Source organism: Micromonospora sp. WMMD1155 (assembly GCF_029581275.1).
GTDB lineage: Bacteria > Actinomycetota > Actinomycetes > Mycobacteriales > Micromonosporaceae > Micromonospora.
Genome location: NZ_CP120742.1, coordinates 748,494 through 768,866, shown reverse-complemented (window position 1 = coordinate 768,866; position 20,373 = coordinate 748,494). Strand labels below are relative to the sequence as shown.

The following is a 20,373-nucleotide window of genomic DNA, read 5'->3' as shown; positions in this document are numbered from 1 at the left end:
AGGTTGTCCTTGACAGCTTCCCGTGCCACGCGCATGCTCTGCTAAATCAGTTTAGCGACCACTTCTGGTGCATCCAGAGGCGCCTTCGGTGGCCGTGCCAGGGCTCGTGGTGGCGGGTGCTGTGTCGTGCTCGTTCCACGGGTCGCGACGGGCACGTCGTCGCCGTCACTCCGGCGCGGTGGTTCCGGTGGAGCCTGTCGCGCGGTCGTGGGCCGCGGGGCGGGATGAATAGTCGAGGAGTCATGAAATGGCAGAATTGCTGACGAACCTCACGCGACGGAGAACCGTGCTCCTCGCGTCGCTACTGTCGGTCGGAATGGCCGCGACGGCGTGCAGCGCGCCCGGGGAGGACCGGTCGGCGGCCCCGAAGTCCGACGCCGCCGTGAAGACCGACCTCGGGACCGCGCCGATCACCCTGGAGATGTACGCGGAGACCGGCTTCCCGCTCGCCAAGGCACTGGCCGACGAGTTCTCCAAGCAGCACTCCAACGTGACGTTCAACATCCGTGAGGACCAGTTCACGGTGATCGTGGAGAACGCGCCGCGGGTGATGGCGTCGGACAACTCACCCGACATCATCCGGCTTCCCACGATGGTCGACCTGGTCAAGGACGACCTGCTCAAGAACCTCGACCCGTACTTCACCGCGTACGGCTGGGACAAGTTCCCGGCCTCGCAGCTCATGCAGTTGCGCGTCGGTGAGAACATCCGGGGCACCGGGTCGCTGTACGGCATGGGGCTCGGCTACAGCGTCACCGGCGTCTTCTACAACAAGAAGCTGGCCGCCCAGGTCGGCATGACCCAGCCGCCGGCCACCGTCGCCGACTTCGAGCAGCTGTTGGCGAAGGCGAAGACCGCCGGGGTCCAGCCGATCATGCAGTTCAACAAGAACACGGCGGGCATCAACTTCCCGCACCAGGCGTTACAGAACCAGTTCGGGGACCCGACCCAGGTCGCCGACTGGATCTTCCAGAAGCCGGGGGCCACGTTCGACACCCCGGCCGCCCTGAAGGCCACCCAGACCATCCAGAAGTGGGCGCAGGCCGGCTACTTCCCCAAGGACGCCAACGCCATCGACTACGCGGGGATGGTGGGGGAGTTCCAGAAGGGCAACGGCCTGTTCATGTTCAACGGCGACTGGGAGTCGGCCAACCTGGACAAGGGGATGCCCGGCAACGTGGGCTTCTTCCTGTTCCCCACCGAGTCGGCCGGCGGCAAGCACGTCGCGATGTCCGCCCCGAACACCTTCGGCGTCTCCGCCAAGGCCAAGAACCCCGACGCCGCCGCGTTCTTCCTGAACTGGGCTCACACCAACCCGAAGGCGCGCGAGATCGCGGTCACCGTCGGAGGCTCCAGCCCCGGCGGCCCGAGTGACCTTCCGGTGCCGGCCGCCGCCCCGAACACCGTCCTCGCCGAGACCCTCAAGGCGTCGCAGCAGCTCGGCGCGGAGAACGGCGCGGTGGACTTCACCGCGAACGCCACCGGTGGCATCTTCGCCGCCGCGATCACCCCGGAGATGCAGAAGCTGGTCGCCGGGCAGCAGACTCCCGAGGGGTACGTGAAGGCCGTCCAGGCCGAGTACGCGAAGGAACTGTCCCGATGACGTCTGCCCCCGGCAGCGCACCGACCGGGCGGGACAGTCGTGCCGCCCGTCCCACCCCCACGCGGGCTCACCGACTTCGGTGGGCCCGCGCGGCCGGGACCGGCTGGTTGTACGTCCTGCCCGCCCTGGTGATGTACGCGGTGTTCGTCCTCCGCCCGCTCGTCCTGACGTTCCAGTACTCGCTCTACGACTGGAACGGGATCGGGGTGGCCCGCTGGGCGGGTCTGGACAACTACGTCACCGTGTTCACCGACAGCGACCTGCTCAAAATCATCGGCAACGCGGTCGTCCTGATCGTCTTCTTCAGCTTCATCCCCGTCGCGCTCGGTCTGTTGGTGGCGAGCATGGTCCGGCGGATCACCACCGGCGCGTTCGGGACGGTCGTGCGGACGATCCTGTTCCTGCCCCAGGTGATCCCGCTGGTGGCGGCGGGCATCGCGTGGAGCTGGCTGCTCTCGTCGAACGGTCTGGTCAACCAGGCGCTGCGCGCGGTCGGCCTGGGTGGCGTCGCCCGCGCGTGGCTCGGCGACTTCGACACGGCGCTGCCCGCCGTGGGCGTGATCGGGGCCTGGGTGCTGCTCGGGCTCTGCACGATCCTGCTGGTCACCGGCATGAGCAAGATCGATCCCGCGCTCTACGAGGCCGCCCGCCTGGACGGCGCGGGCCCGGTCCGTGAGTTCCTCGCCGTGACCCTGCCCAGCCTGCGCCAGGAGATCGGCGTCTGCCTCACCGTGACGATCATCGCCGCCCTGGCCAGCTTCGACATCGTCTACATCTCCACCAGCGGCGGCCCCGGCCTCCAGACCACCGTCCCGGGCCTGGAGATCTACCGACTGGCCTTCTCACAGCGTCAGGTCGGGCTCGCCTCCGCGCTCGCCGTCGTCCTCATGGCGCTGGTGCTGGTCTGTGTGCTGCCGATCCAGCGACTAACCCGAGGGGAGAAGCGGTGAACCTCAGCCGCCGTGAACAGGTGACCGGTCGTGTCTTCCTGATCGCCCTGATCATCGTCACCCTGCTGCCGTTCGTGAGCATGCTCTCGGCGGCGTTGCAGCCGCGCGGCACCGTACCCACGGGTCTGGCCTGGCCGTCCGACCCGCAGTGGGGAAACTTCGCCGACGCCTTCACCGCCGCCAACATGGGCGCTCTGCTGCGCTCCAGCCTGCTCATCGTGGCCGGCGTCGTGCCGGTGTCCGTGCTCATCGCCACCATGGCCGGGTTCGGGCTCGGTCAGCTCCGGGTGCCCGGCGGCCGACTCGTCTTCGGTCTGCTCCTGCTCGGGCTGACGTTGCCGTTCGAGGCCGTGGTCACCCCGCTCTACTACCAGATGCAGGACTTCGGCCTGCTCAACACACGTTGGGCGATCATCCTGCCGCTGATCGGCCTCTACATGCCGTTCGCCGTGTTCTGGATGCGGGCGCACTTCACCAACGTGCCGGTCGAGTTGTCCGAGGCGGCCCGGGTGGACGGCAGCAGCACGTGGCAGATGTTCTGGCGGGTCCAGGTGCCGCTGGCCCGACCGGCCATCGCCTCGCTGACGATCCTGATGTTCCTCTGGACCTGGAACCAGTTCCTCCTCGCCATCGTCCTGGTCGACGACGCCACCAAACGCACCATGGCCGGGGCGCTCGGCGCGTTCCAGGGGCAGTGGGGCACCGACCTGGTGCTGCTGTGCGCCGGATCGCTGCTGATCCTCACGCCCACCCTGATCGTGTTCCTGATCTTCCAGCGACAGTTCATCAAGGCCCTGATCCAGGGATCAGTGAAGGGGTAGGCAGTGGTCACACAGCCGCAGATCCACGGTCACGCCGACGACGGCTACGGCCGCGTCGCCGACGTGTTCCGCGACAACTTCGCCTCCCGGGGGGAGGTCGGCGCCGCGGTCACCGTCTACGTCCGTGGTCGCCGGGTCGTCGACCTGTACGGAGGGGTGGCCGACACGCGCACCGGGCGACAGTGGGACGCGCACACACCGGTGGTCGTCTTCTCCTGCACCAAGGGAATCCTGGCGATCTGCGCCTACCTCCTGGTCCAGCAGGGCCGGCTCGACCTCGACGCCCCGGTGACGCGCTACTGGCCGGAGTTCGGGCAGCACGGCAAGGCGGGCATCCCGGTGCGCTGGCTGCTGACCCACCAGGCCGGCCTGCCCGCGCTGGACCGGCACCTGACCCTCGACGAGGTGCTGGCCTGGGATCCGGTGATCAAGGCGATCGAGGCGCAGACCCCGCTGTGGCAGCCGGGCACCGCGCACGGCTACCACTCGATGACCTACGGCTGGCTGGTCGGCGAGGTCATCCACCGCATCACCGGCCGACTGCCGGGCGCGTACTTCGCCGAGACCGTCGCGGAGCCGCTCGGTCTGCGTACCTGGCTCGGGCTGCCCGCCGCCGAGAACGACACGGTCGCCTGGGGGCTCGCGCCACCGCCGGACGCCGACCCGTTCGTGGATCCGGTCGCCGAACGCGGGATCACCATGGGGGGCGCCTTCGCCTTCCCCGCCGACGACGACGGTCTGGTCAGCTTCAACGACCCGGCCATCCGGGCCGCCGGTGTCCCCGGCGCGGGCGCGGTGAGCACCGCGGACGGTCTCGCGCGCCTCTACGCGGCGTGCGTGTCGGACATCCAGCGTGGTCCCCTGCTGACGACCGCGTCGGTGGACGACGCGGTGGTCGTCCGATCTCAGGGTCAGCAGCGGCACGGCCCGCCGGACACCGGGCAACGCTGGGGGAGCGGTTTCCTGCTGCACTCACCACCGGCCCGGCCGCTCCTGGGCGAGCGCAGTTTCGGCCACGACGGCGCGGGCGGGAACCTGGCCTTCGCCGACGCCCAGCACCAGGTCGGGTTCGGGTACGTGGTCAACCAGATGCGCGGGATGGGCGACGAACGCGCCAACCGACTGACCGCCGCCCTCCGCTCCTGCCTGACCTGACCTACCCCTCCCGAAACCACCCCCGCCGGCGTGGGCGATGCCGTGCTCGTCGGCGGTGCGCCGGCTGGTGCCGAACCCGACCCGGGCGACGCCTCCCGATGACCGACCGCGCGCTGGACCAGCGCTGCCCGATCAACGGCGAGACGTCGCCCGGACCGCGCCGTCAGCTGCCGGCGGTGGCGGGCTTGGCCCGCGCGAGGAGCCACCGCAGGATGCCGCTGTCCTCGTAGGTCGGGCCGAACGCCGCGTGGTAGTCCGGCGACGTGAACGCGCTGTCGGCGTACTCGGTGTAGCGCACGAGGTCGGCGGCCTGCTCGGGGCTCTTACCCCGGGCCTCGTACGCCTGCCGCAGCAGCGTCGTGGAGTTGCGCGCGCCCGACACGTTGAGCAGGTGGTCGTGCTCGCCGTGCGTGATCCACACCGGCACCTCGGCCGTGGCGATGGCCGTCGCCTGCGCGGCGTCGACCGGGAAGCCGCCGGTCACCAGACCACCGGCGAACAGGTCCGGCCGCTTGGCGAACGCCGCCCAGAGCAGTTGGGAACCGTACGAGACGGTGGTCGCGTACACCCGGCGGGTGTCCACGGCGAACTCGCCGACGAACTGGTCGAGTAGCTTGATCAGCAGATCCGCCTCGGCGGCACCGCCGACCCGCTGGTGCTGGGGTGCCAGGACGATGACGTCCTCGGAGCTGCCGGTCCACTGCGGCTGCAGCCAGGCGGTCGCCGGGATGTCGGCGGCGAGCTGGACGCCGAGGTTGTCGCCGTCCCAGCCCATCCCGTGACCGGGCAGGACGACCATCAGCGGGTACGCACGGCCGGGCTGGTAGTTCTTCGGCAGGCGGTAGTGGTACGGCAGCACCATGCCGCCGCTGAGGTACGAGCCGTAGGTGAACTCGTCGACGAGGTGGTTCACCGGTTTCTCGGTGACCGGCCGGGACTCGCGCGGGGTGGCCCGGGCGAGGATCGGGCCCTTGCCGGCCCCTCGGCCGGGCTGGGCGTGCACGTCCTTGCGTTGCACGACCCGGGTGGGCAGCTCGGGGTTGACCTTCACGGTGCAGAGGAATGTCGGGCACTTGGAGACGACGACCGTGTTGCCGCCGGTGTCGGCGGGGTCGAGTTCGACGATGACGTACCTGCCCGGCGTCGACCGGTGGTCGCTACGCGTGTCCGCGACTCCGTTGGTGTAGGTGTGGGTGACGGTTCGGTCGGCCAGCTTCGGCAGGTCCTCGATCGGGTTGAAGCGGAAGTTGTAGACGGTGTCGCGCACCGAGAACGTGCCGGTGTCGAGGGTGCGGGGATTGACCGTCCCCCCGTACTCGATCGCGACCGCCGAGACCTTCTGGCCGTACGTGTAGACGGTGGTGATCGGGGTGATGCTGCGGATTGCGTCCTCGGTGCCGGGCCTGTCGCCAGGGCTGCCGTACGCCGTGCCGGAGGCGGCGGCCAGCACGAGGGTGGCGGCGAGCGGGATGAGTCCGTTTCGGAGTCTCATGCGAGTCCTTTCTCGGTGGTGGTGCGCTCAGCCGACGGCGGTCGCGCTGGGCAGACGGGTTCGGGACCGCCGCTAAACTGATTTAGCAGAGCATCGATGGCGCGCCGTGCGGTGTCAATACCGGAGGCGCGGGGTTGCCGCCGGGGTTTGGGCCGGGCCGGGCCCTCGGCACTGCAACAAACCTGCAAGCGCGAACCCTTGCCTTTCCGGAAACCGCTTTCCTACGATTGCGTTACATCGATGTTTCCGTTAAAGGCCGGGCGATCAGTGTCGACAGTGGCGCTGCGACCGCCTGGTCAAACCCTGCTTCCACCAGGGCTGATGCGACTTCGATGAATTCTTCTGTGATTCACATCCGCCTATTCCTAATGCCGTGGCGGTGTGGTCGTGACCGTCGAGGTGACGCCTTGGGCGGGACGAATGCGAAGGTGAGGCGAGATGAGACGACACGTTGCGTGGCGACTTCAGGCGGCGCTGGCCACGGTGGCCGTGGGGATCGCGGTCGGGGTGGCGCTGCCCACCCCCCAGGCGTCGGCCGCGGTCGGCGGCGCCACCGGTTACGCCACCCAGAACGGCGGGACCACCGGCGGCGCGGGCGGGCAGACGGTGCGGGCCGCCACGGGGACGGCGATCCACGCCGCCCTGTGTGGACGGGCCAGCAGCAGCACCCCGATCGTCATCGAGGTGACCGGGACGATCAACCACGGCAACACCAGCAGAGTGTCCGGGTCGAGCTGCAACACCGCGGCGGGCGTGATCGAGCTCAAGCAGATCAGCAACGTCACCATCATCGGGGTCGGCAGCGGAGCACTCTTCGACCAGCTCGGCATCCACATCCGTGACTCCAGCAACATCATCATCCAGAACGTCACCATCCGGAACGTCAAGAAGTCGGGCTCACCCACCTCCAACGGTGGGGACGCCATCGGCATGGAGAGCACGGTCCGCAACGTCTGGGTCGACCACGTGACGTTGGAAGCGTCGGGTGGGGAGTCGGAGGGGTACGACGGGCTCTTCGACATGAAGGACAACACCCAGTACGTGACGTTGTCCTACAGCATCCTGCGTAACTCCGGTCGGGGCGGCCTCGTCGGGTCCAGTGAGAGCGACCTGTCGAACGGCTTCATCACCTACCACCACAACCTGTACGAGAACATCGACTCCCGTACGCCGCTGCTGCGCGGCGGCACGGCCCACATCTACAACAACCACTATGTGAGCCTGCACGAGTCGGGCATCAACTCCCGGGCCGGTGCCAAGGCCAAGGTGGAGAACAACTACTTCCGTGACTCCAAGGACGTCCTGGGCACCTTCTACACCAGCGAGCGCGGCTACTGGCAGGTCAGCGGCAACATCCTCGACAACGTGACCTGGTCCGGCGCCGGCAGCGACACCTACCCCGCGGGCCCTGACCTGACGTCCACCACCAGCGTGAGCATCCCGTACCCGTACCGCCTCGACGCAGCGAGTTGTGTGCCGGACGTCGTCCGGCAGACCGTGGGCGCCGACACCGGCCTGCGGGTGTCGGACGGCAGTTGCTCCCCGCAGACCCCGCCGCCCACCACCCCGCCGCCGACCACGCCTCCGCCCACGACGCCGCCGCCGACCACCCCACCGCCGTCCGGCGGGACCAACCTCAGCATCGGCGCCGGTGCCGACGGCTCCAGCAAGGCCAGTGGGACGAGCTACGGCAACGTGCGCGACGGCGACATCAACACCTACTGGTCACCGGCCGGGTCGACCGGCACCATCTCGATCAAGTGGGGCACCGCCACCCGGGTGTCCCGGGTGATCATCCGAGAGCCGTCCGGCACGCAGGGCTCGATCGGGTCGTGGCAACTGGTCAACAACGACAACGGGGCCGTCCTGGCCTCCGGTAGCGGGGCCGGGTCGATCACCTTCTCCGCGACCTCGTTGAGCAAGATCAATTTCAAGATCAACAGCTCCGGTGGTACGCCCCGAGTGGCCGAATTCGAGACGTACGCCAGTTGATCCCGAGTCGAACGGACCGGGCTCGGGCCGACGTGCTGGTGCGCGGTATACCGCAGAGGTATGAATATGACTCTGCGGTATACCGCTCACTGCCGCACCCGCGGCGGTTGCCGTCTGTCGGTTGCGGCCCGCTAACGCCCGCCTGCCGGTGCGCCGAACCGGGTGGCGGGCGCCATCCGGTTCCGCACCGTCAGCCCTGCTTGGTCTCCCAGAAGATCTTCGAGATCTCCTCGATCTTGCCGAGGAGCCGCTCGGCGACCTCCGGGTCGGCGGCGCCCTTCGCACCCCCGGCGCCAGCCAGTTTGGTGGCCTCGTTGAAGAGGTCGTGCAGCTGGGGGTACTTCTCGAAGTGGGGTGCCTTGAAGTAGTCGGTCCAGAGGACCCAGAGGTGGTGCTTGACCAGCTCGGCGCGCTGCTCCTTGATGAGCAACGCGCGGGTACGGAACTCCGGATCGTCGCTGGCCTGGTACTTCTCGGAGATCGCCTTGACCGACTCGGCCTCGATCCGGGCCTGGGCCGGGTCGTAGACGCCGCAGGGCAGGTCGCAGTGTGCGCTCGCGACGGTACGCGGGCGGAGAAGGCGTGGCAGGTGCATCAGATTCCCTCCGACGACAGGCTGAGGTGACGGACGGGAGGCTAAGACCTCAACCCCACTTCATGTCAACTGTCGCGCGCCGTCGCGGTCCGCTGTCTCCTGACGAGGGTCAGCAGGGCGGCGTGGGTCGGCTCGTCGGCCGCGACGACGAGACCGTTCCCACCGGTGTGCAGCGGTCGACCGTCGAGGCCGCTGACCACGCAACCGGCCGCCTGGCAGAGGGCGATTCCGGCCGCGAAGTGGACACTGCGGCTCAGGTCGCGGCGATCCGTCAGGTAGGCGGCGCGACGACCGGCCGCGACCCACGCCACGGCCAGGCTGGTGGAGACCACCCGTGGGTGGAACCGGTCGATGAAGTCGTCGTCGGCGAGCATCCGGGCGGCCAGGAAGACGTCCCGGCTGGGAAACGGCGGGTCGAGGTTGACGTCGACCATGCCCGTGCGCCCGCTCTCCTCACCCACCACGGCGTCCTGCGGACGCGCGTCGCGTAGGACGGCGAGGATGGCCTTCTCCGCGTCGATGTCGGCGGCGGTGGCGAAGTCGTCTCCGACCTTCCTGAAGCGGGTCAGCGACGACCCGTAACGAGCGCGGACGACTGCGGCTCCGGCCTCCGCCGCAGCGATGGCCAAGGCGTGATCAGTGGTCGTCACTCGTCACTCCGGCAGTTCGGTGATCGCGAACCGACTGACCACCGCCGTCATGATCATCGGAGCGTCGCCGTCGCACTGGTTGACCGAGACCGCCACCCACCGACCCTCGGTCGCCGTGGGCCCCCACACCATCAGGTCGCCGTAGCAGTCCATGTCGGACAGAGACTGGAACAGCGCCGGCATCGGTGTGCCGGCCTGCTTCCGGAACAGCGGCACGCGCATGGAGACCCTCCGGTGCGAGCCCCACCGACGGTCCAGCTCGCCCTCGACGAGGGCCAGGTTCGCCATGGCGGCATCCTCCGCCTCGGTCCAGTCGGTGCCGTACACACCCGTGAGGTCGTCGCCCTCCCAGATCGGAACGATCCGGAAGCCCGCCCCACGGGTGCCGGTCCACTCCCCGGTGGCCGGGTCTCCGTCGCTGACCGGGTCGCCGTCCGTGGGCAACTCGGCGGCGAGCAGCGACTCGATGTCGGACACCGCCCGACCGGTGTCGAATGCCTGGCCTGCCCTCGCCGTCATCGGGCGGCTCGTCTCACCGCTCGCCCGCGCCCCGTCGTCCGCACTGTCCGCCTCCCTCAGCTCCGATCCCGATCATCGCGCACCTCAGGCCGGTCGTGCCAGGGCCGCTGCCCCGATGCCCGCGGAGATCAGGAGACCGCCGTCTGCACCAGAGCGGTGATCTTCTTCTCCACCTCGGGGCTCCAGCTCTGCAGTGCGTACGCCACCGGCCACAGGTCTCCGTCGTCGAGGTTGGCGGGGTCCTGGAAGCCCAGCGTCGAGTACCGGTAGTTGAACTTCCCGGAGTCCTGGAAGAAGACGACGATCTTGCCGCCCTCGTTCGCGTACGCGGGCATCCCGTACCAGGTCTTGGGCGACAGGTCCGGGGCGGCGGCGGTCACCGTCACGTGTACGCGCTCGGCCAGCGCGCGATCCTTCGGCTCCATCTGTGCGATCCGGTCGAGCACCGCTTGCAGCCCGTCGGCCTTCTTCGCGCCCTTCTTGCCCTCGGCGCGCAGCTCGGCGGCACGCTCCTTCATCGCGGCGCGCTCCTCGGCGGTGAAGCCGTCGGATTCGGTGGCGGTGGTCTTCCCGGACATGTTCGGTCTCCCTCTCGTCGTCCGACTCGGCGTACTGCCGGCCGTCTGGGGAAAGGCTAGGCCGGGCGTACGTCCCGGGGCTTCTCGATTCCTGATCGGTGCGGAGCCTCCGTCACCTGCCCGGATCGTCACGTTTGCTCACGTACCCGGTCGCTGACTAGGTTTACCGCCTCGGCAGGACGACCGTTGCATGGGGGAGAAGAGGGCATGGGCACCACCGCCGACCGGTTGGCGACGGCGTACTTCGACGCCATCGAGGCGCTCTGCCGGGTGACCCCGAAGGGCTGGTACGCCGAACGCGGCACCGCTCGTGCGGGGATCACCCACGCCGGCCTCGCGTCGCTCAACGGGGTGTTCGCCCTGACCACCGACCCGGATCTCGAGTCACTCGACGCGTTGGCGATCGAGGTGGCCAGGCAGATCCCGCACTGGTCGATCATGGTTCGGGGTGCGGCCGGCGAGCCGGTCGTCGACCTCGCGGCCCGGCACGGGCTGCGCGAACGTAGCGTCATGCCCTTCCTGGCCTGCGCCACCGACGACATCGTGTTCCGGCCCGTCTCGACCCAGCAGGCCCTGGTACGCCGGGTCGGCGCCGCCGAGAACGACACGTACACCGACGCTCTCACCGAGAGCTTCGAGGCACCCGAAGGCAGCTTCGGGCCGCTGATGGGCGGAGCGGTCCTCGACACCGACGGCATCACCGGCTACCTGGCCGAGGAGTCCGACCGACCCGTCGGCACCGCCCTCGGGATGCTCAACTCCGGCGTGATCGGCGTGTTCAACATCGGCGTCGTACCGTCCGCCCGGGGTCGTGGCCTCGGCCGGACGCTCACCGAAACGGTGCTGCGCGACGGCATCGCTGCCGGCGCGAACGCCGCATACCTGCACACCAGCCCGATGGGCCGGCCGCTCTACGAGTCGATGGGGTTCGTGCTCGTGGAGAACTGGACCATGTTCACGGCGCGGTGACGCCGCCACCGAGCCATTCGTGACGGGGGAGAAGGCCGTGAGCTTCAGTGAGGACGTGCGTTCCGCCTTCCGGCGGGGGGAGACCGACGCCGTTGTGCGCATGAGCGAGGCAGAGATCGAGCGGGCGCAGGCGGCCGGTGACCCGGCAGGCGAGGTGGAGGCCCGCTACAGCCTCGCCCGGGTCGCCATTCGCGGCGGTGACCTGGCCGACGGGGAGACCCGTGCGCGGGAGGCGCTGGAGGTGGCGCTGCGCTCCGGCGACCGCCGCCTCGAGGAACGGCCGAGGCACGTCCTGGCCGCCGTCGCGCGGATGTCCGGCGACCTCGCTCGCGCCCGGGATCTGTACCGGGAGAGCATCGCGCTCAACGAGACCCTCGGCCGACCCCAGACGGTCAACTCCGAGTACCACAACCTGGCGTTCTGCGAGCTGGGGCTGGGCAACCTCGACGCGGCGAGGACACTGTTCGCCGAGAGCCGCGAGCGGGTGTTCCGCAACGACTGGGCCGACTTCGTACCGTACGTCTGCGTCGCCGGCGCCGCGCTCGCGTCGGCAGAGGGCGACCACTCGCGGGCGGCGCGGATGATCGGTGTCACGGACGCCGCGTTCGCGGCGATCGGCCAGGTGCCGGACCCGGACGACGCGGCCGATCTCGCCACGATGCGCGCCGCCGCGATCCAGGCGCTCGGCCCCGCCGCGTTCGACGAGGGGTACGCCGAGGGCCAGCGCCTCGACCCGCGAACAGCCTTCGGCTACGACAGCCGCTGATCGCCCCGCACTCCGCGCGCCGCGCCCCGCACTCCGCGCGCCGCGCCCCGCACTCCGCGCGCCGCGCCCCGCGCCCCCCGCGCGCCGCGCCCCCCGCGCGCCGCGCCCCCCGCGCGCCGCGCCCCCCGCGCGCCGCGCCCCCCGCGCGCCGCGCCCCCCGCGCGCCGCGCCCCCCGCGGCCAAGATCCGCGCAACTTCGTGGATGTTGCTGCCTCCGGAGCTCGTGAGACAGCAACATCCCTGATGTTGCGCGGATCTTGGGTGCGCGCCGCGCGCCGCGCGGATCTTGTGGTGCGCGGCACGCGGGGCGCCCGGCCGGACGGCTAGGACTGCTCTCGGGCGGCGGCGATGATTCGTCCACGTTCCGACTCGGGGAAGCGGTCGAGCATGGCTCGCGCGTCGTCGGCGCTCACGTTCGCGCCGAACAACTCGCTGCCCGGTTCGAGGCGTACCCCCTCGGCCAGCGGGCCGGCGACGACCGGATCGAAACCGAGTGCGTCCACCAGGGACGCGACAGCCCTGACGTCGGTGGTGTCGTCACCGGCGACCACGATGGCCTTGCGGTCGGTCGTTCCCGCCGGCCGCGCCTCGTCCTCGAGGTCGTGGTAGCCCATGTGGTTGAACGCCTTGACGACACGTGAGTCGGACAGGAACGCCTGGACGGTCTCACTCGACGAGGTACGCGGGTCGGTGAGGTCGTCGCGGATGCCGTCGATCTCCCACCAGTAGTTCATGGCGTCGACGACGAGCTTGCCGCGCAGCGCGTCGGCGGGGACGCTGCGGTACTTGCCCAGTGGCAGGGCGAGGATGACGACGTCGGCACGTACCGCCGCGTCGAGGGCCGTGGTGGCCTCCGCCCCCGAGGCGAGGACCTCGACGGTGAGCGCGATCTTCGCGGGGTCGCCGGAGCCGGCCACCAACACCCGGTAGCCGGCGGCGACGGCGAGGCGGGCCAGCACCGTTCCCACCTTGCCGGCCCCGAGGATGCCGAGGGTCGTGGGCCGGTCGTTGTCGTTCATGTCGTCCTCTCGGTGCTGACGGGCCGATCAGGCCAGGATGTCGCGGACCATGGGGATCACCTTGGAGCCGTACAGCTCCACGGCGCGCATCCGGGCGCTCGCCGGCTGCGCTCCGGCCGAGTAGATGAGGTCGAACCGACCGACGCCGAGGCTGCGGATCGCCCGGGCCATCCGGCGGGCCACCGTCTCCGGGGAACCGATGTAGAGGGAACCGTTCTCCACCTCGGAGTCGAACTCCTGGCGGCGGATCGGCGGCCAGCCCCGCAGTCTGCCGATCCGGTCCCGCATGACCCGGTAGTGCGGCCAGTAGATCTCCTTGGCCTCCTCGTCGGTGTCGGCGATGAAGCCGGGCGAGTGCATCCCGACCGGGTGCGCGGTCGTGCCGAGCTGGTCGGCCGCGCGGCGGTACAGGTCGATGTAGGGCGCGAACCGCTCGGGAGCGCCACCGATGATGGCGAGCATGAGCGGGAGGCCGTACTGGGCGGTGCGGACGACCGACTGCGGTGAGCCGCCGACGCCGACCCAGGTGCTCAGGTGACCCGACTCGGTCTTCGGGAAGACGTCGGCGTTCTCCAGTGGCGCCCGCAGGGTGCCGCTCCAGCTCACCGGCTTCTCGTCCAGCAACTTCACGAACAGTTCGATCTTCTCCTCGAACAGCGTGTCGTAGTCGCGCAGGTCGTACCCGAAGAGGGGGAACGACTCGGTGAACGAGCCGCGACCGAGGATGACCTCGGCCCGACCGTTCGACAGCGCGTCGACGGTGGCGAAGCGCTGGAACACCCTTACCGGGTCGTCCGAGCTGAGCACTGTCACGCCGGAGGCCAGCCGGATCCGGGAGGTACGGGTGGCGATGCCGGCCAGCACCGTCTCCGGCGTCGACACCGAGTACTCCGGCCGGTGGTGCTCACCCAGGGCGATGACGTCGACGCCGAGTTGGTCGGCGAGCACCGCCTCGTCGACGACCTGCCGGATCGCCGCGGCGTGGGAGACGAGCTTGCCGGAGTCGTCCTGCGGTACGTCGCCGAACGTGTCGAGGCCGAACAGAAGGTCAGACATTGGTGGGCTCCTTTGCCAACAACTCGCGGACCCGCGGAGCGACCTCGCTGCCGAGCAGTTCGATGGTGCGCGCGCGTGCGTCGCGGGGGAGGTGCATGATGTCGTACTTCAGGTCGAAGCGGCTCAGCCTCAGGTCGCGGGCGACTCCGGCGATCTTCTGCGCCACCGTTTCGGGCGATCCGACGAAGAGCGCCCCGTGGTCGATTTCCGCCTCGTAGCGTGCGCGGTCCGGTTTGTAGAAGCCACGTTCCTTCGCGAGCGCCGCCACGACCGGCTGCCAGTACCGCCACCACGTCTCCACCGCCTCCTCGTCGGTGTCGGCGACAAGGCCGAGAGAGTGCTGCCCGATTGGCCGCGGGGTATGCCCGAACTGTTCGAGCGCCTTGGCGTAGAGGTCCACGTGACCAGCGAACCGCTGGGGTCGCCCGCCGATGATCGCGAGCATGAGCGGGAGTCCGTGGCGTGCGGCGCGGATCACCGAGTTCGGGCTTCCCCCGACACCGATCCAGGTCGGGATGCCGCCGGGTTGCATCCGGGGGTGCAGGCGCTGCTCGACCAGGGCACTCCGCACGGTCCCGGACCAGGTGACCGGTTCGTCCCGCTGGAGTCGCAGGAACAGATCCAGCTTCTCCTCGAACAGCCGCTCGTAGTCGGCCAGGTCGTAACCGAACAGCGGGAACGACTCGGTCGCCGAGGCACGCCCGAGGACCATCTGGGCGCGGCCGTTCGAGACCGCGTCCAGCGTCGCGAACTCGTGGTACAGGCGTACCGGATCGTTGGTGCTGAGCACCGTGACCGAGGTGCCGAGACGAATCCGCTCGGTCGCCGTCGCCGCTGCCGCGAGCAACACCGGTGTCGCCGAGTCGTTGTGACCCTCCCGGTAGTGCTCACCCAGGCTGAACACGTCGAGTCCGACCGACTCGGCGAGCCGTGCCTCGTCCACGAGCAGCCGTACGGTCTCGGCGTCGCTCAGGACGAGGTCGCCGTCGGTGGCCACCTCGCCGAACGAGTTGAGCCCCAGCTCGAAGTCTGCAGCTGCCATCGTCTCCTCCTCGGTGCTCTCGCAGCTGGCGATCCACGGAAGCAGACCTACCGGTTGACGTGTCAATGATGCTAACTTGGCGATTGACGCGTCAATTCCCAGGGAGAGTGAGATGGCGGAGACCACACCCGGCCGGCGGGCCGGTCGCCAACTCCCGACCGCCGAGGAGTTGCGGATCTGGCGGACCTTCATCGAGACGACGGCAGCGCTGAGCTCCCGACTCGAATCCCGTCTCCAGGGCGACTCCTCGCTCTCGACCGGGGACTACGCCGTGCTCCTCGCTCTCAGCGAGGCGGAGGGGCAGTCGATGCGGTCGTCCGAACTCGCCGCGCACATCGGCTGGGAGCGCAGCCGCCTGTCCCACCACCTGGGGCGGATGGAGCGACGCGGTCTCATCCGCCGCCAGGAGTGCGCGACAGTGCCCCGCGGCGCGGAGGTGCTGCTCACCAAGGCCGGTGCCGAGGCGTTCGGAGGGGCCACCTTTCCGCACCTACGCGCCATCCGCGAGCTGTTCGTCGACGCCCTCACGCCGGAGCAGATCGTCGCGGCGGGCGACATCGCGGCAGCGCTGAAGAGGAATCTCGACGTCCTCGACAAGGGGTGACCAAGGGTCATCGTGACTTGCGGTGATCTGTTGATTGCCTAGAGCGATGGCAGGGTGGTCCAATCCTCCAGGAACCCGCCATTCCGGCCGCCGACCGGCGGACTGGCGGCGGCTGCGCCGCTCGGGAGGTACGCCCATGATCGAGACCGCCACCGCAGGAACCCGACCGACTCAACCGAACCAGCGGGCGGAGTCGGTGCTGCCGGAGTTACGCGAGATGTGGTGGGAGACCGGGGTTCGGGCGCGGGCGGAGGCCGGGGTCTTCGCCGTGTTCGCGGAACTGCCCAGGCTCGTCTGGACGGCCCTGGGCATCAGTTGGCGCGCGGACCGACTTCGTACCGGCGTGGTGGCCGCCGCGACGGTCGGCGCGGGGGTGATGGCTGCTTTCGGCCTGTTGGCCACGCAGCGGGTGCTGGTGGAGCTGTTCGCCGGTGGGCCGACCGCCGACAAGGTGCGGGCCGCGCTGCCCGCCCTGGCGGTGTTGGCGGCGACCGTCGCGCTCCGCGCCGGCATGGGCATCGCCACCGGGTACGCGCAGAACGGGCTGACGCCCCGAGTGAGCCGCGAGGTGGAGCGGGGCCTGTTCGAGGTGTCGACGGCGGTCCGGCTGGAGGCGTTCGACGCCGACGCGTTCGCCGACGACATGGAACGGGCCTCTCGGGGGACCGAGTCGACGATCGGGCTGGTGCAGGCGTCGATGAACCTGCTCGCGGGGTTGGCCGGGCTCCTGGCCGTGGCGGCCGCCGTCGTCATCATCCACCCGTTGCTGCTGGTGGCGCTCATCGTCGCCACGGTGCCCAACGCCTGGGCGTCGCTGCGGTCCGGGCACCTGCGGTACCGGACGTACACCGCCGGTTCGGTGCGCCGTCGCCGACTGTGGTTGCTGCACAAGTTGATGGCCGAACGCGCCTCGGCCCCGGAGCTGCGCTCGTACGGGCTGCGCGGTTTCCTGCTCGACCAGTACGACCGGGTGATGCGGGTGGAGACCGACATCCAACTCGCCCTCGCCCGCCGGGTCACCACGACCACCACCGTCGGGGCGATCATCGGCGGTCTCGCCACGGGCACCGTGTACGTCCTGCTCGGGTTGCTGCTCCTGGACGGGCAGATCCCCCTCGCCGCCGCGGCGACCTGCGTCATCGCGGTGCAGTCCGCCCAGCGGTCCCTGGCCATCGCGACCTTCCAGGTCGACCACGTCTACACCGAGGGGCAGCACTTCGGCGACTACACGGGCTTCATGGCGCGGGCCGCCGCGTACCTGCCGAACACCACCCGGCCCGGTGCCGACACCGAGCGGTTGCGAGAGCTGAGCGTGCGGGGGGTGAGCCTTCGCTACCCCGACCGGGACACCCCGGCCGTGGACGACGTCACGTTGTCGATCAGCGCTGGGCAGACCGTCGCGTTCGTCGGAGAGAACGGCTCGGGCAAGACGACCCTCGCCGCGATGATCGCCGGGCTCCGCGCCCCCAGCGAGGGTGCCGTCGAGTGGAACGGTCGACCGTTGTCGGACTGGGACGTCGGCGGGCTGCGCGCCCGGATCGCCGTGGTGACGCAGGAATACCACAAGTGGCCGTTCACCGCCGCTACCAACATCGCCATCGGCGACGTGGAGACCGAGGCCCGGCAGGAGCGCATCGAGGCCGCCGCCGCCCGCGCGGTGGCCCACCACATGATCAACGAACTACCTCACGGGTACGAGACACTGCTCGACCGCACCTTCGCGCGGGGCCAGGACCTCTCCGGCGGGCAGTGGCAGCGGATCACCGCAGCCCGTGGCTTCCTGCGCGACGCCGAACTGCTGATCATGGACGAACCGTCCTCCGCACTCGACCCCCGCGCGGAGGACGCCCTGTTCCAGGCCATTCGCGACCGGAGAGGACGTGCCACGACGATCCTCATCACGCACCGACTCGCGAACGTCCGCCACGCCGACCGGATCTTCGTCCTCCACCACGGTCGGCTGGTCGAGGCCGGCACCCACGACGCCCTGGTCGCCACCGGCGGCCGGTACGCCGAACTGTTCGCCCTCCAGGCCGCCGGCTACGACACCAGCCCGGCGGACGCACCCCGGCCGTCGTCGACCTCGGGCTGATCACGAACGCCGGGACGGGCGGGCCGCTTCATCGACGGCACCCAGCGGCTCGGCCGTTCTCCATCGACGGTGGGGAGGGCTAGGCTGCGGTCCATGTCGGGGTCGCGGTGGCGTGGTCGGTCGACGGACGTCGCCCTGCTGCTCGCCGTCGGTCTGGTCGCCCTCGTCGGCCTGGTGGTGCAGTCGCGCGGCATCGACACCGCCGCCGAGTGGGCGGCACTGCCGGTGGTGCTGCTCTCCTCGGCCGCGCTGTCCGTCCGCCGCCGTCATCCGGTGCCGGTCGGTGTCGTGGCGCTCGCCGCCGTCGGCGCGTACGGGGTGTTGCTGCACAAGCCGGGCCCGATCATGTTGGTGTTCGTCGTGGCGCTCTACACAGTGGTCGACCAGGGCCACCTCCGGGTCGCCATCGGGCTCGGTCTCGCCTCGGTGATCGCCTTCGCCGTCGCGGACAGCTACAACCGATCCCCGGACACCATGAACGGGGCGACGCTGCTGCACGCCGGTTGGCTCGTCGCGGTCATCGTCGGCGTGACCCGTAACCGTCGGGCCTACCTCGCGGAGGCGCAGGCCCGGGCGGCCGCTGCCCAGCAGCGGACGGAGGAGGAGGCGCGGCGACGCGCCACCGAGGAGCGACTGCGCATCGCCCGCGAACTGCACGACATCCTCGGTCACCACCTGTCGTTGATCAACGTGCAGGCCAGTGCCGCGCTGCACCGGCCGGACCCCACCCGCTCCGAGCAGGCGCTCACCGCGATCAAGGAGGCCAGCAAGGAGACGCTGCGTGAGTTGCGGGCGACGCTGGGCACCCTGCGGCAGGAGGGTGCGGCGTCGGTCGTGCTCGCGCCGGGCCTGCACCGCCTCGACGAGCTGATCACGACGGCCGGGCGTTCCGAGGTGGACATCCGAGCCGAGTTCGCGGAGATCGGTTCACTGCCGCCGGAGGTCGACCTGGCGGCGTACCGGATCGTCCAGGAGGCGCTGACCAACGTGACCCGGCACGCGAGGGCCGCCAGCGCGGTGGTCCGGGTCCGCTCCGACTCCGACGGCGTGCTGATCGAGGTGGAGGACGACGGCACCGGCGCACCGGGCGCGCCGGGCAGCGGAATCCTCGGCATGCAGGAGCGGGCCCGTGCGCTGGGCGGTTCACTGACGACGGGTACGCGGCCGGACGGTGGATTCCTGGTCCGCGCCCGCCTGCCGCTGCGGCCCAGCCCGACGCCGACGGTGGAGCCGGCATGATCCGACTGCTGATCGTCGACGACCAGACCCTGGTACGCGCGGGCTTCCGTTCCATCCTCGACGGCGAGGACGGCATCGAGGTGGTCGGCGAGGCCGCCGACGGGTCCGAGGCGGTGCGGCTCGCCGCGCAGTTGCGCCCGGACGTCGTCCTCATGGACATTCGGATGCCGGTGCTGGACGGCCTCGCCGCCACCGGGAGGATCGTCGCGGCTTCCGACGCCCGCGTGATCATCCTGACCACGTTCGACCTGGACGAATACGTCTACGGTGCGCTGCGGGCCGGTGCGAGCGGTTTCCTCGTGAAGGACACCGAACCGGCGGAGCTGATCCACGGGGTCCGGGTGGTCGCCCGGGGTGACGCGCTGATCGCGCCGTCGATCACCCGCCGACTGATCGCCGAGTTCGCCACCCGGGCGACACACCCGGACCCCGGACCGCGACTGAGCGTGCTCACCGAGCGGGAGCGTGAGGTGCTCGCCCTGGTCGCCGCGGGCCTGTCCAACGACGAGATCGCCGCGCGGTTGGTGCTGAGCCCGGCCACCGCCAAGACCCACGTCAGCCGGATCATGACGAAGTCGCAGGTGCGGGACCGGGCCCAGTTGGTGATCCTCGCCTACGAGTCCGGGCTGACCGTCCCCGCCTGGCTGGCCCGTTCCTGACCCGGCCTCACACGCTCAGCCGGCCGGTGCGGCGGGAGCGGGCCAGGGCGAGCCCACCGAGGACCACGCCGCCCAGCCCGACCACCAGCGCCACGAAGGCGCCGCCTCGCCCGTTGCCGGTGCCGACACCGCCGTCGGAGGTGGCCACCACCAGCGCTCCGAGCACCAGACCGGCCAGGCCGGTCGCCAGCGCCAGCGCACCTCCGAGTCGCCCGGAACCGGTGCCGACGCGACTGGCGGGACGGGCCAGGGCCAGTCCACCGACGACAGTGCCGACCAGCCCCAGCAGAACCGCCACGCTGGCACCGAGCCGCCCGGAACTCATGGTGAGCGCAGTGGCCGCGGTGGGCTGGACGGAGAGGTGCGCGGCCGAATCCAGCGGCGCGGTCACGGCGGCGGCGAGCAGATGGTGGATGGACATCATGTTCCCCTTGGTCGGCAGGACGGGTGACACGCAGCAGCGTATGAACGGGAGCGCGCGTGAGTCGTCATGCCGGAGATGCCGATGGCCCTACCACCGGGGAGGTACGCGTGCGCACCGCCGTACCGCCGGGGTTGTCCTCGACCGGGCG

20 protein-coding genes are annotated in these 20,373 nt (G+C 70.2%); 11 read left to right on the top strand and 9 right to left on the bottom strand.

What is annotated here, in order from left to right; translation table 11 throughout:
* The first annotated feature begins 247 nt into the window (after window positions 1-247).
* The 4 genes from O7617_RS03195 to O7617_RS03180 are packed head-to-tail and all read left to right on the top strand — an operon-like array spanning window position 248 to window position 4,529.
* Window positions 248-1,603 (top strand): extracellular solute-binding protein, encoded by a 1,356-nt coding sequence (locus O7617_RS03195; protein WP_282261410.1) that lies wholly within the window; start codon window positions 248-250, stop codon window positions 1,601-1,603.
* Window positions 1,600-2,553 carry a sugar ABC transporter permease gene (locus tag O7617_RS03190; RefSeq protein ID WP_282261409.1) on the top strand — a complete coding sequence of 318 codons (954 nt, stop codon included), beginning with the start codon at window positions 1,600-1,602 and terminating at the stop codon, window positions 2,551-2,553. The genes O7617_RS03195 and O7617_RS03190 overlap by 4 nt, the downstream gene beginning before the upstream one ends.
* Window positions 2,550-3,374 (top strand): carbohydrate ABC transporter permease, encoded by an 825-nt coding sequence (locus O7617_RS03185; protein WP_282261408.1) that lies wholly within the window; start codon window positions 2,550-2,552, stop codon window positions 3,372-3,374. The genes O7617_RS03190 and O7617_RS03185 overlap by 4 nt, the downstream gene beginning before the upstream one ends.
* 3 nt (window positions 3,375-3,377) lie before the next feature.
* Window positions 3,378-4,529, top strand: a complete 1,152-nt coding sequence (locus O7617_RS03180) for a serine hydrolase domain-containing protein (protein WP_282261406.1) — start codon at window positions 3,378-3,380, stop codon at window positions 4,527-4,529.
* Between the two features lie 163 nt (window positions 4,530-4,692).
* Here the strand turns inward: O7617_RS03180 and O7617_RS03175 are convergent, their stop codons facing one another.
* The gene (locus O7617_RS03175; protein ID WP_282261405.1) at window positions 4,693-6,021 is read right to left on the bottom strand and encodes a hypothetical protein; all 1,329 of its coding nucleotides are present in this window, start codon (window positions 6,019-6,021) and stop codon (window positions 4,693-4,695) included.
* A gap of 438 nt (window positions 6,022-6,459) precedes the next feature.
* Between O7617_RS03175 and O7617_RS03170 the strand changes: the two genes are divergently transcribed.
* Entirely contained in the window at window positions 6,460-8,013 is a 1,554-nt protein-coding gene (locus O7617_RS03170) for a polysaccharide lyase family 1 protein (RefSeq protein ID WP_282261404.1), read from the top strand.
* Between the two features lie 190 nt (window positions 8,014-8,203).
* On the opposite strand, the gene sodN is transcribed toward O7617_RS03170, so the two are convergent.
* The 4 genes from sodN to O7617_RS03150 form a co-directional block, all read right to left on the bottom strand.
* Entirely contained in the window at window positions 8,204-8,608 is a 405-nt protein-coding gene (gene sodN, locus O7617_RS03165) for a superoxide dismutase, Ni (RefSeq protein ID WP_282261403.1), read from the bottom strand.
* Between the two features lie 65 nt (window positions 8,609-8,673).
* Window positions 8,674-9,258 carry an inositol monophosphatase family protein gene (locus O7617_RS03160; RefSeq protein WP_282261402.1) on the bottom strand — a complete coding sequence of 195 codons (585 nt, stop codon included), beginning with the start codon at window positions 9,256-9,258 and terminating at the stop codon, window positions 8,674-8,676.
* A gap of 3 nt (window positions 9,259-9,261) precedes the next feature.
* The gene (locus O7617_RS03155) at window positions 9,262-9,777 is read right to left on the bottom strand and encodes a hypothetical protein (RefSeq protein WP_282261400.1); all 516 of its coding nucleotides are present in this window, start codon (window positions 9,775-9,777) and stop codon (window positions 9,262-9,264) included.
* 128 nt (window positions 9,778-9,905) lie between these two features.
* Window positions 9,906-10,355 (bottom strand): hypothetical protein, encoded by a 450-nt coding sequence (locus tag O7617_RS03150; protein ID WP_282261399.1) that lies wholly within the window; start codon window positions 10,353-10,355, stop codon window positions 9,906-9,908.
* A 207-nt stretch (window positions 10,356-10,562) separates the two neighbouring features.
* Here O7617_RS03150 and O7617_RS03145 point away from each other — a divergent pair, with 207 nt between their 5' ends.
* A complete protein-coding gene (locus tag O7617_RS03145; protein WP_282261397.1) occupies window positions 10,563-11,324 on the top strand; it encodes a GNAT family N-acetyltransferase in 762 nt (253 codons plus the stop codon).
* Between the two features lie 19 nt (window positions 11,325-11,343).
* Window positions 11,344-12,090 (top strand): tetratricopeptide repeat protein, encoded by a 747-nt coding sequence (locus O7617_RS03140; protein WP_348774167.1) that lies wholly within the window; start codon window positions 11,344-11,346, stop codon window positions 12,088-12,090.
* Between the two features lie 323 nt (window positions 12,091-12,413).
* Here O7617_RS03140 and O7617_RS03135 read toward each other — a convergent pair whose 3' ends face one another.
* From O7617_RS03135 to O7617_RS03125, 3 genes are read right to left on the bottom strand one after another with little or no spacing between them, the layout of a single operon-like run.
* Window positions 12,414-13,109 carry an NADPH-dependent F420 reductase gene (locus O7617_RS03135; RefSeq protein WP_282261394.1) on the bottom strand — a complete coding sequence of 232 codons (696 nt, stop codon included), beginning with the start codon at window positions 13,107-13,109 and terminating at the stop codon, window positions 12,414-12,416.
* Window positions 13,110-13,136: 27 nt separating this feature from the next.
* Window positions 13,137-14,165 (bottom strand): LLM class flavin-dependent oxidoreductase, encoded by a 1,029-nt coding sequence (locus O7617_RS03130; protein WP_282261393.1) that lies wholly within the window; start codon window positions 14,163-14,165, stop codon window positions 13,137-13,139.
* Entirely contained in the window at window positions 14,158-15,207 is a 1,050-nt protein-coding gene (locus tag O7617_RS03125) for an LLM class flavin-dependent oxidoreductase (RefSeq protein WP_282261391.1), read from the bottom strand. Before O7617_RS03125 ends, O7617_RS03130 begins: the two co-directional genes overlap by 8 nt.
* Before the next feature lie 112 nt (window positions 15,208-15,319).
* On the opposite strand from O7617_RS03125, the gene O7617_RS03120 reads away from it, so the two are divergent.
* From O7617_RS03120 to O7617_RS03105, 4 genes are all read left to right on the top strand, one after another.
* Complete coding sequence (locus tag O7617_RS03120; protein WP_282261390.1) at window positions 15,320-15,811, top strand: MarR family transcriptional regulator; 492 nt, start codon at window positions 15,320-15,322, stop codon at window positions 15,809-15,811.
* Window positions 15,812-15,947: 136 nt separating this feature from the next.
* Window positions 15,948-17,903 carry an ABC transporter ATP-binding protein gene (locus tag O7617_RS03115; protein WP_282261388.1) on the top strand — a complete coding sequence of 652 codons (1,956 nt, stop codon included), beginning with the start codon at window positions 15,948-15,950 and terminating at the stop codon, window positions 17,901-17,903.
* A 93-nt stretch (window positions 17,904-17,996) separates the two neighbouring features.
* Window positions 17,997-19,142 carry a sensor histidine kinase gene (locus tag O7617_RS03110; protein WP_282261387.1) on the top strand — a complete coding sequence of 382 codons (1,146 nt, stop codon included), beginning with the start codon at window positions 17,997-17,999 and terminating at the stop codon, window positions 19,140-19,142.
* Window positions 19,139-19,801 (top strand): response regulator transcription factor, encoded by a 663-nt coding sequence (locus tag O7617_RS03105; protein WP_282261386.1) that lies wholly within the window; start codon window positions 19,139-19,141, stop codon window positions 19,799-19,801. The genes O7617_RS03110 and O7617_RS03105 overlap by 4 nt, the downstream gene beginning before the upstream one ends.
* 7 nt (window positions 19,802-19,808) lie before the next feature.
* On the opposite strand, the gene O7617_RS03100 is transcribed toward O7617_RS03105, so the two are convergent.
* Window positions 19,809-20,255 carry a DUF6223 family protein gene (locus O7617_RS03100; RefSeq protein ID WP_282261385.1) on the bottom strand — a complete coding sequence of 149 codons (447 nt, stop codon included), beginning with the start codon at window positions 20,253-20,255 and terminating at the stop codon, window positions 19,809-19,811.
* Window positions 20,256-20,373: the final 118 nt, after the last annotated feature.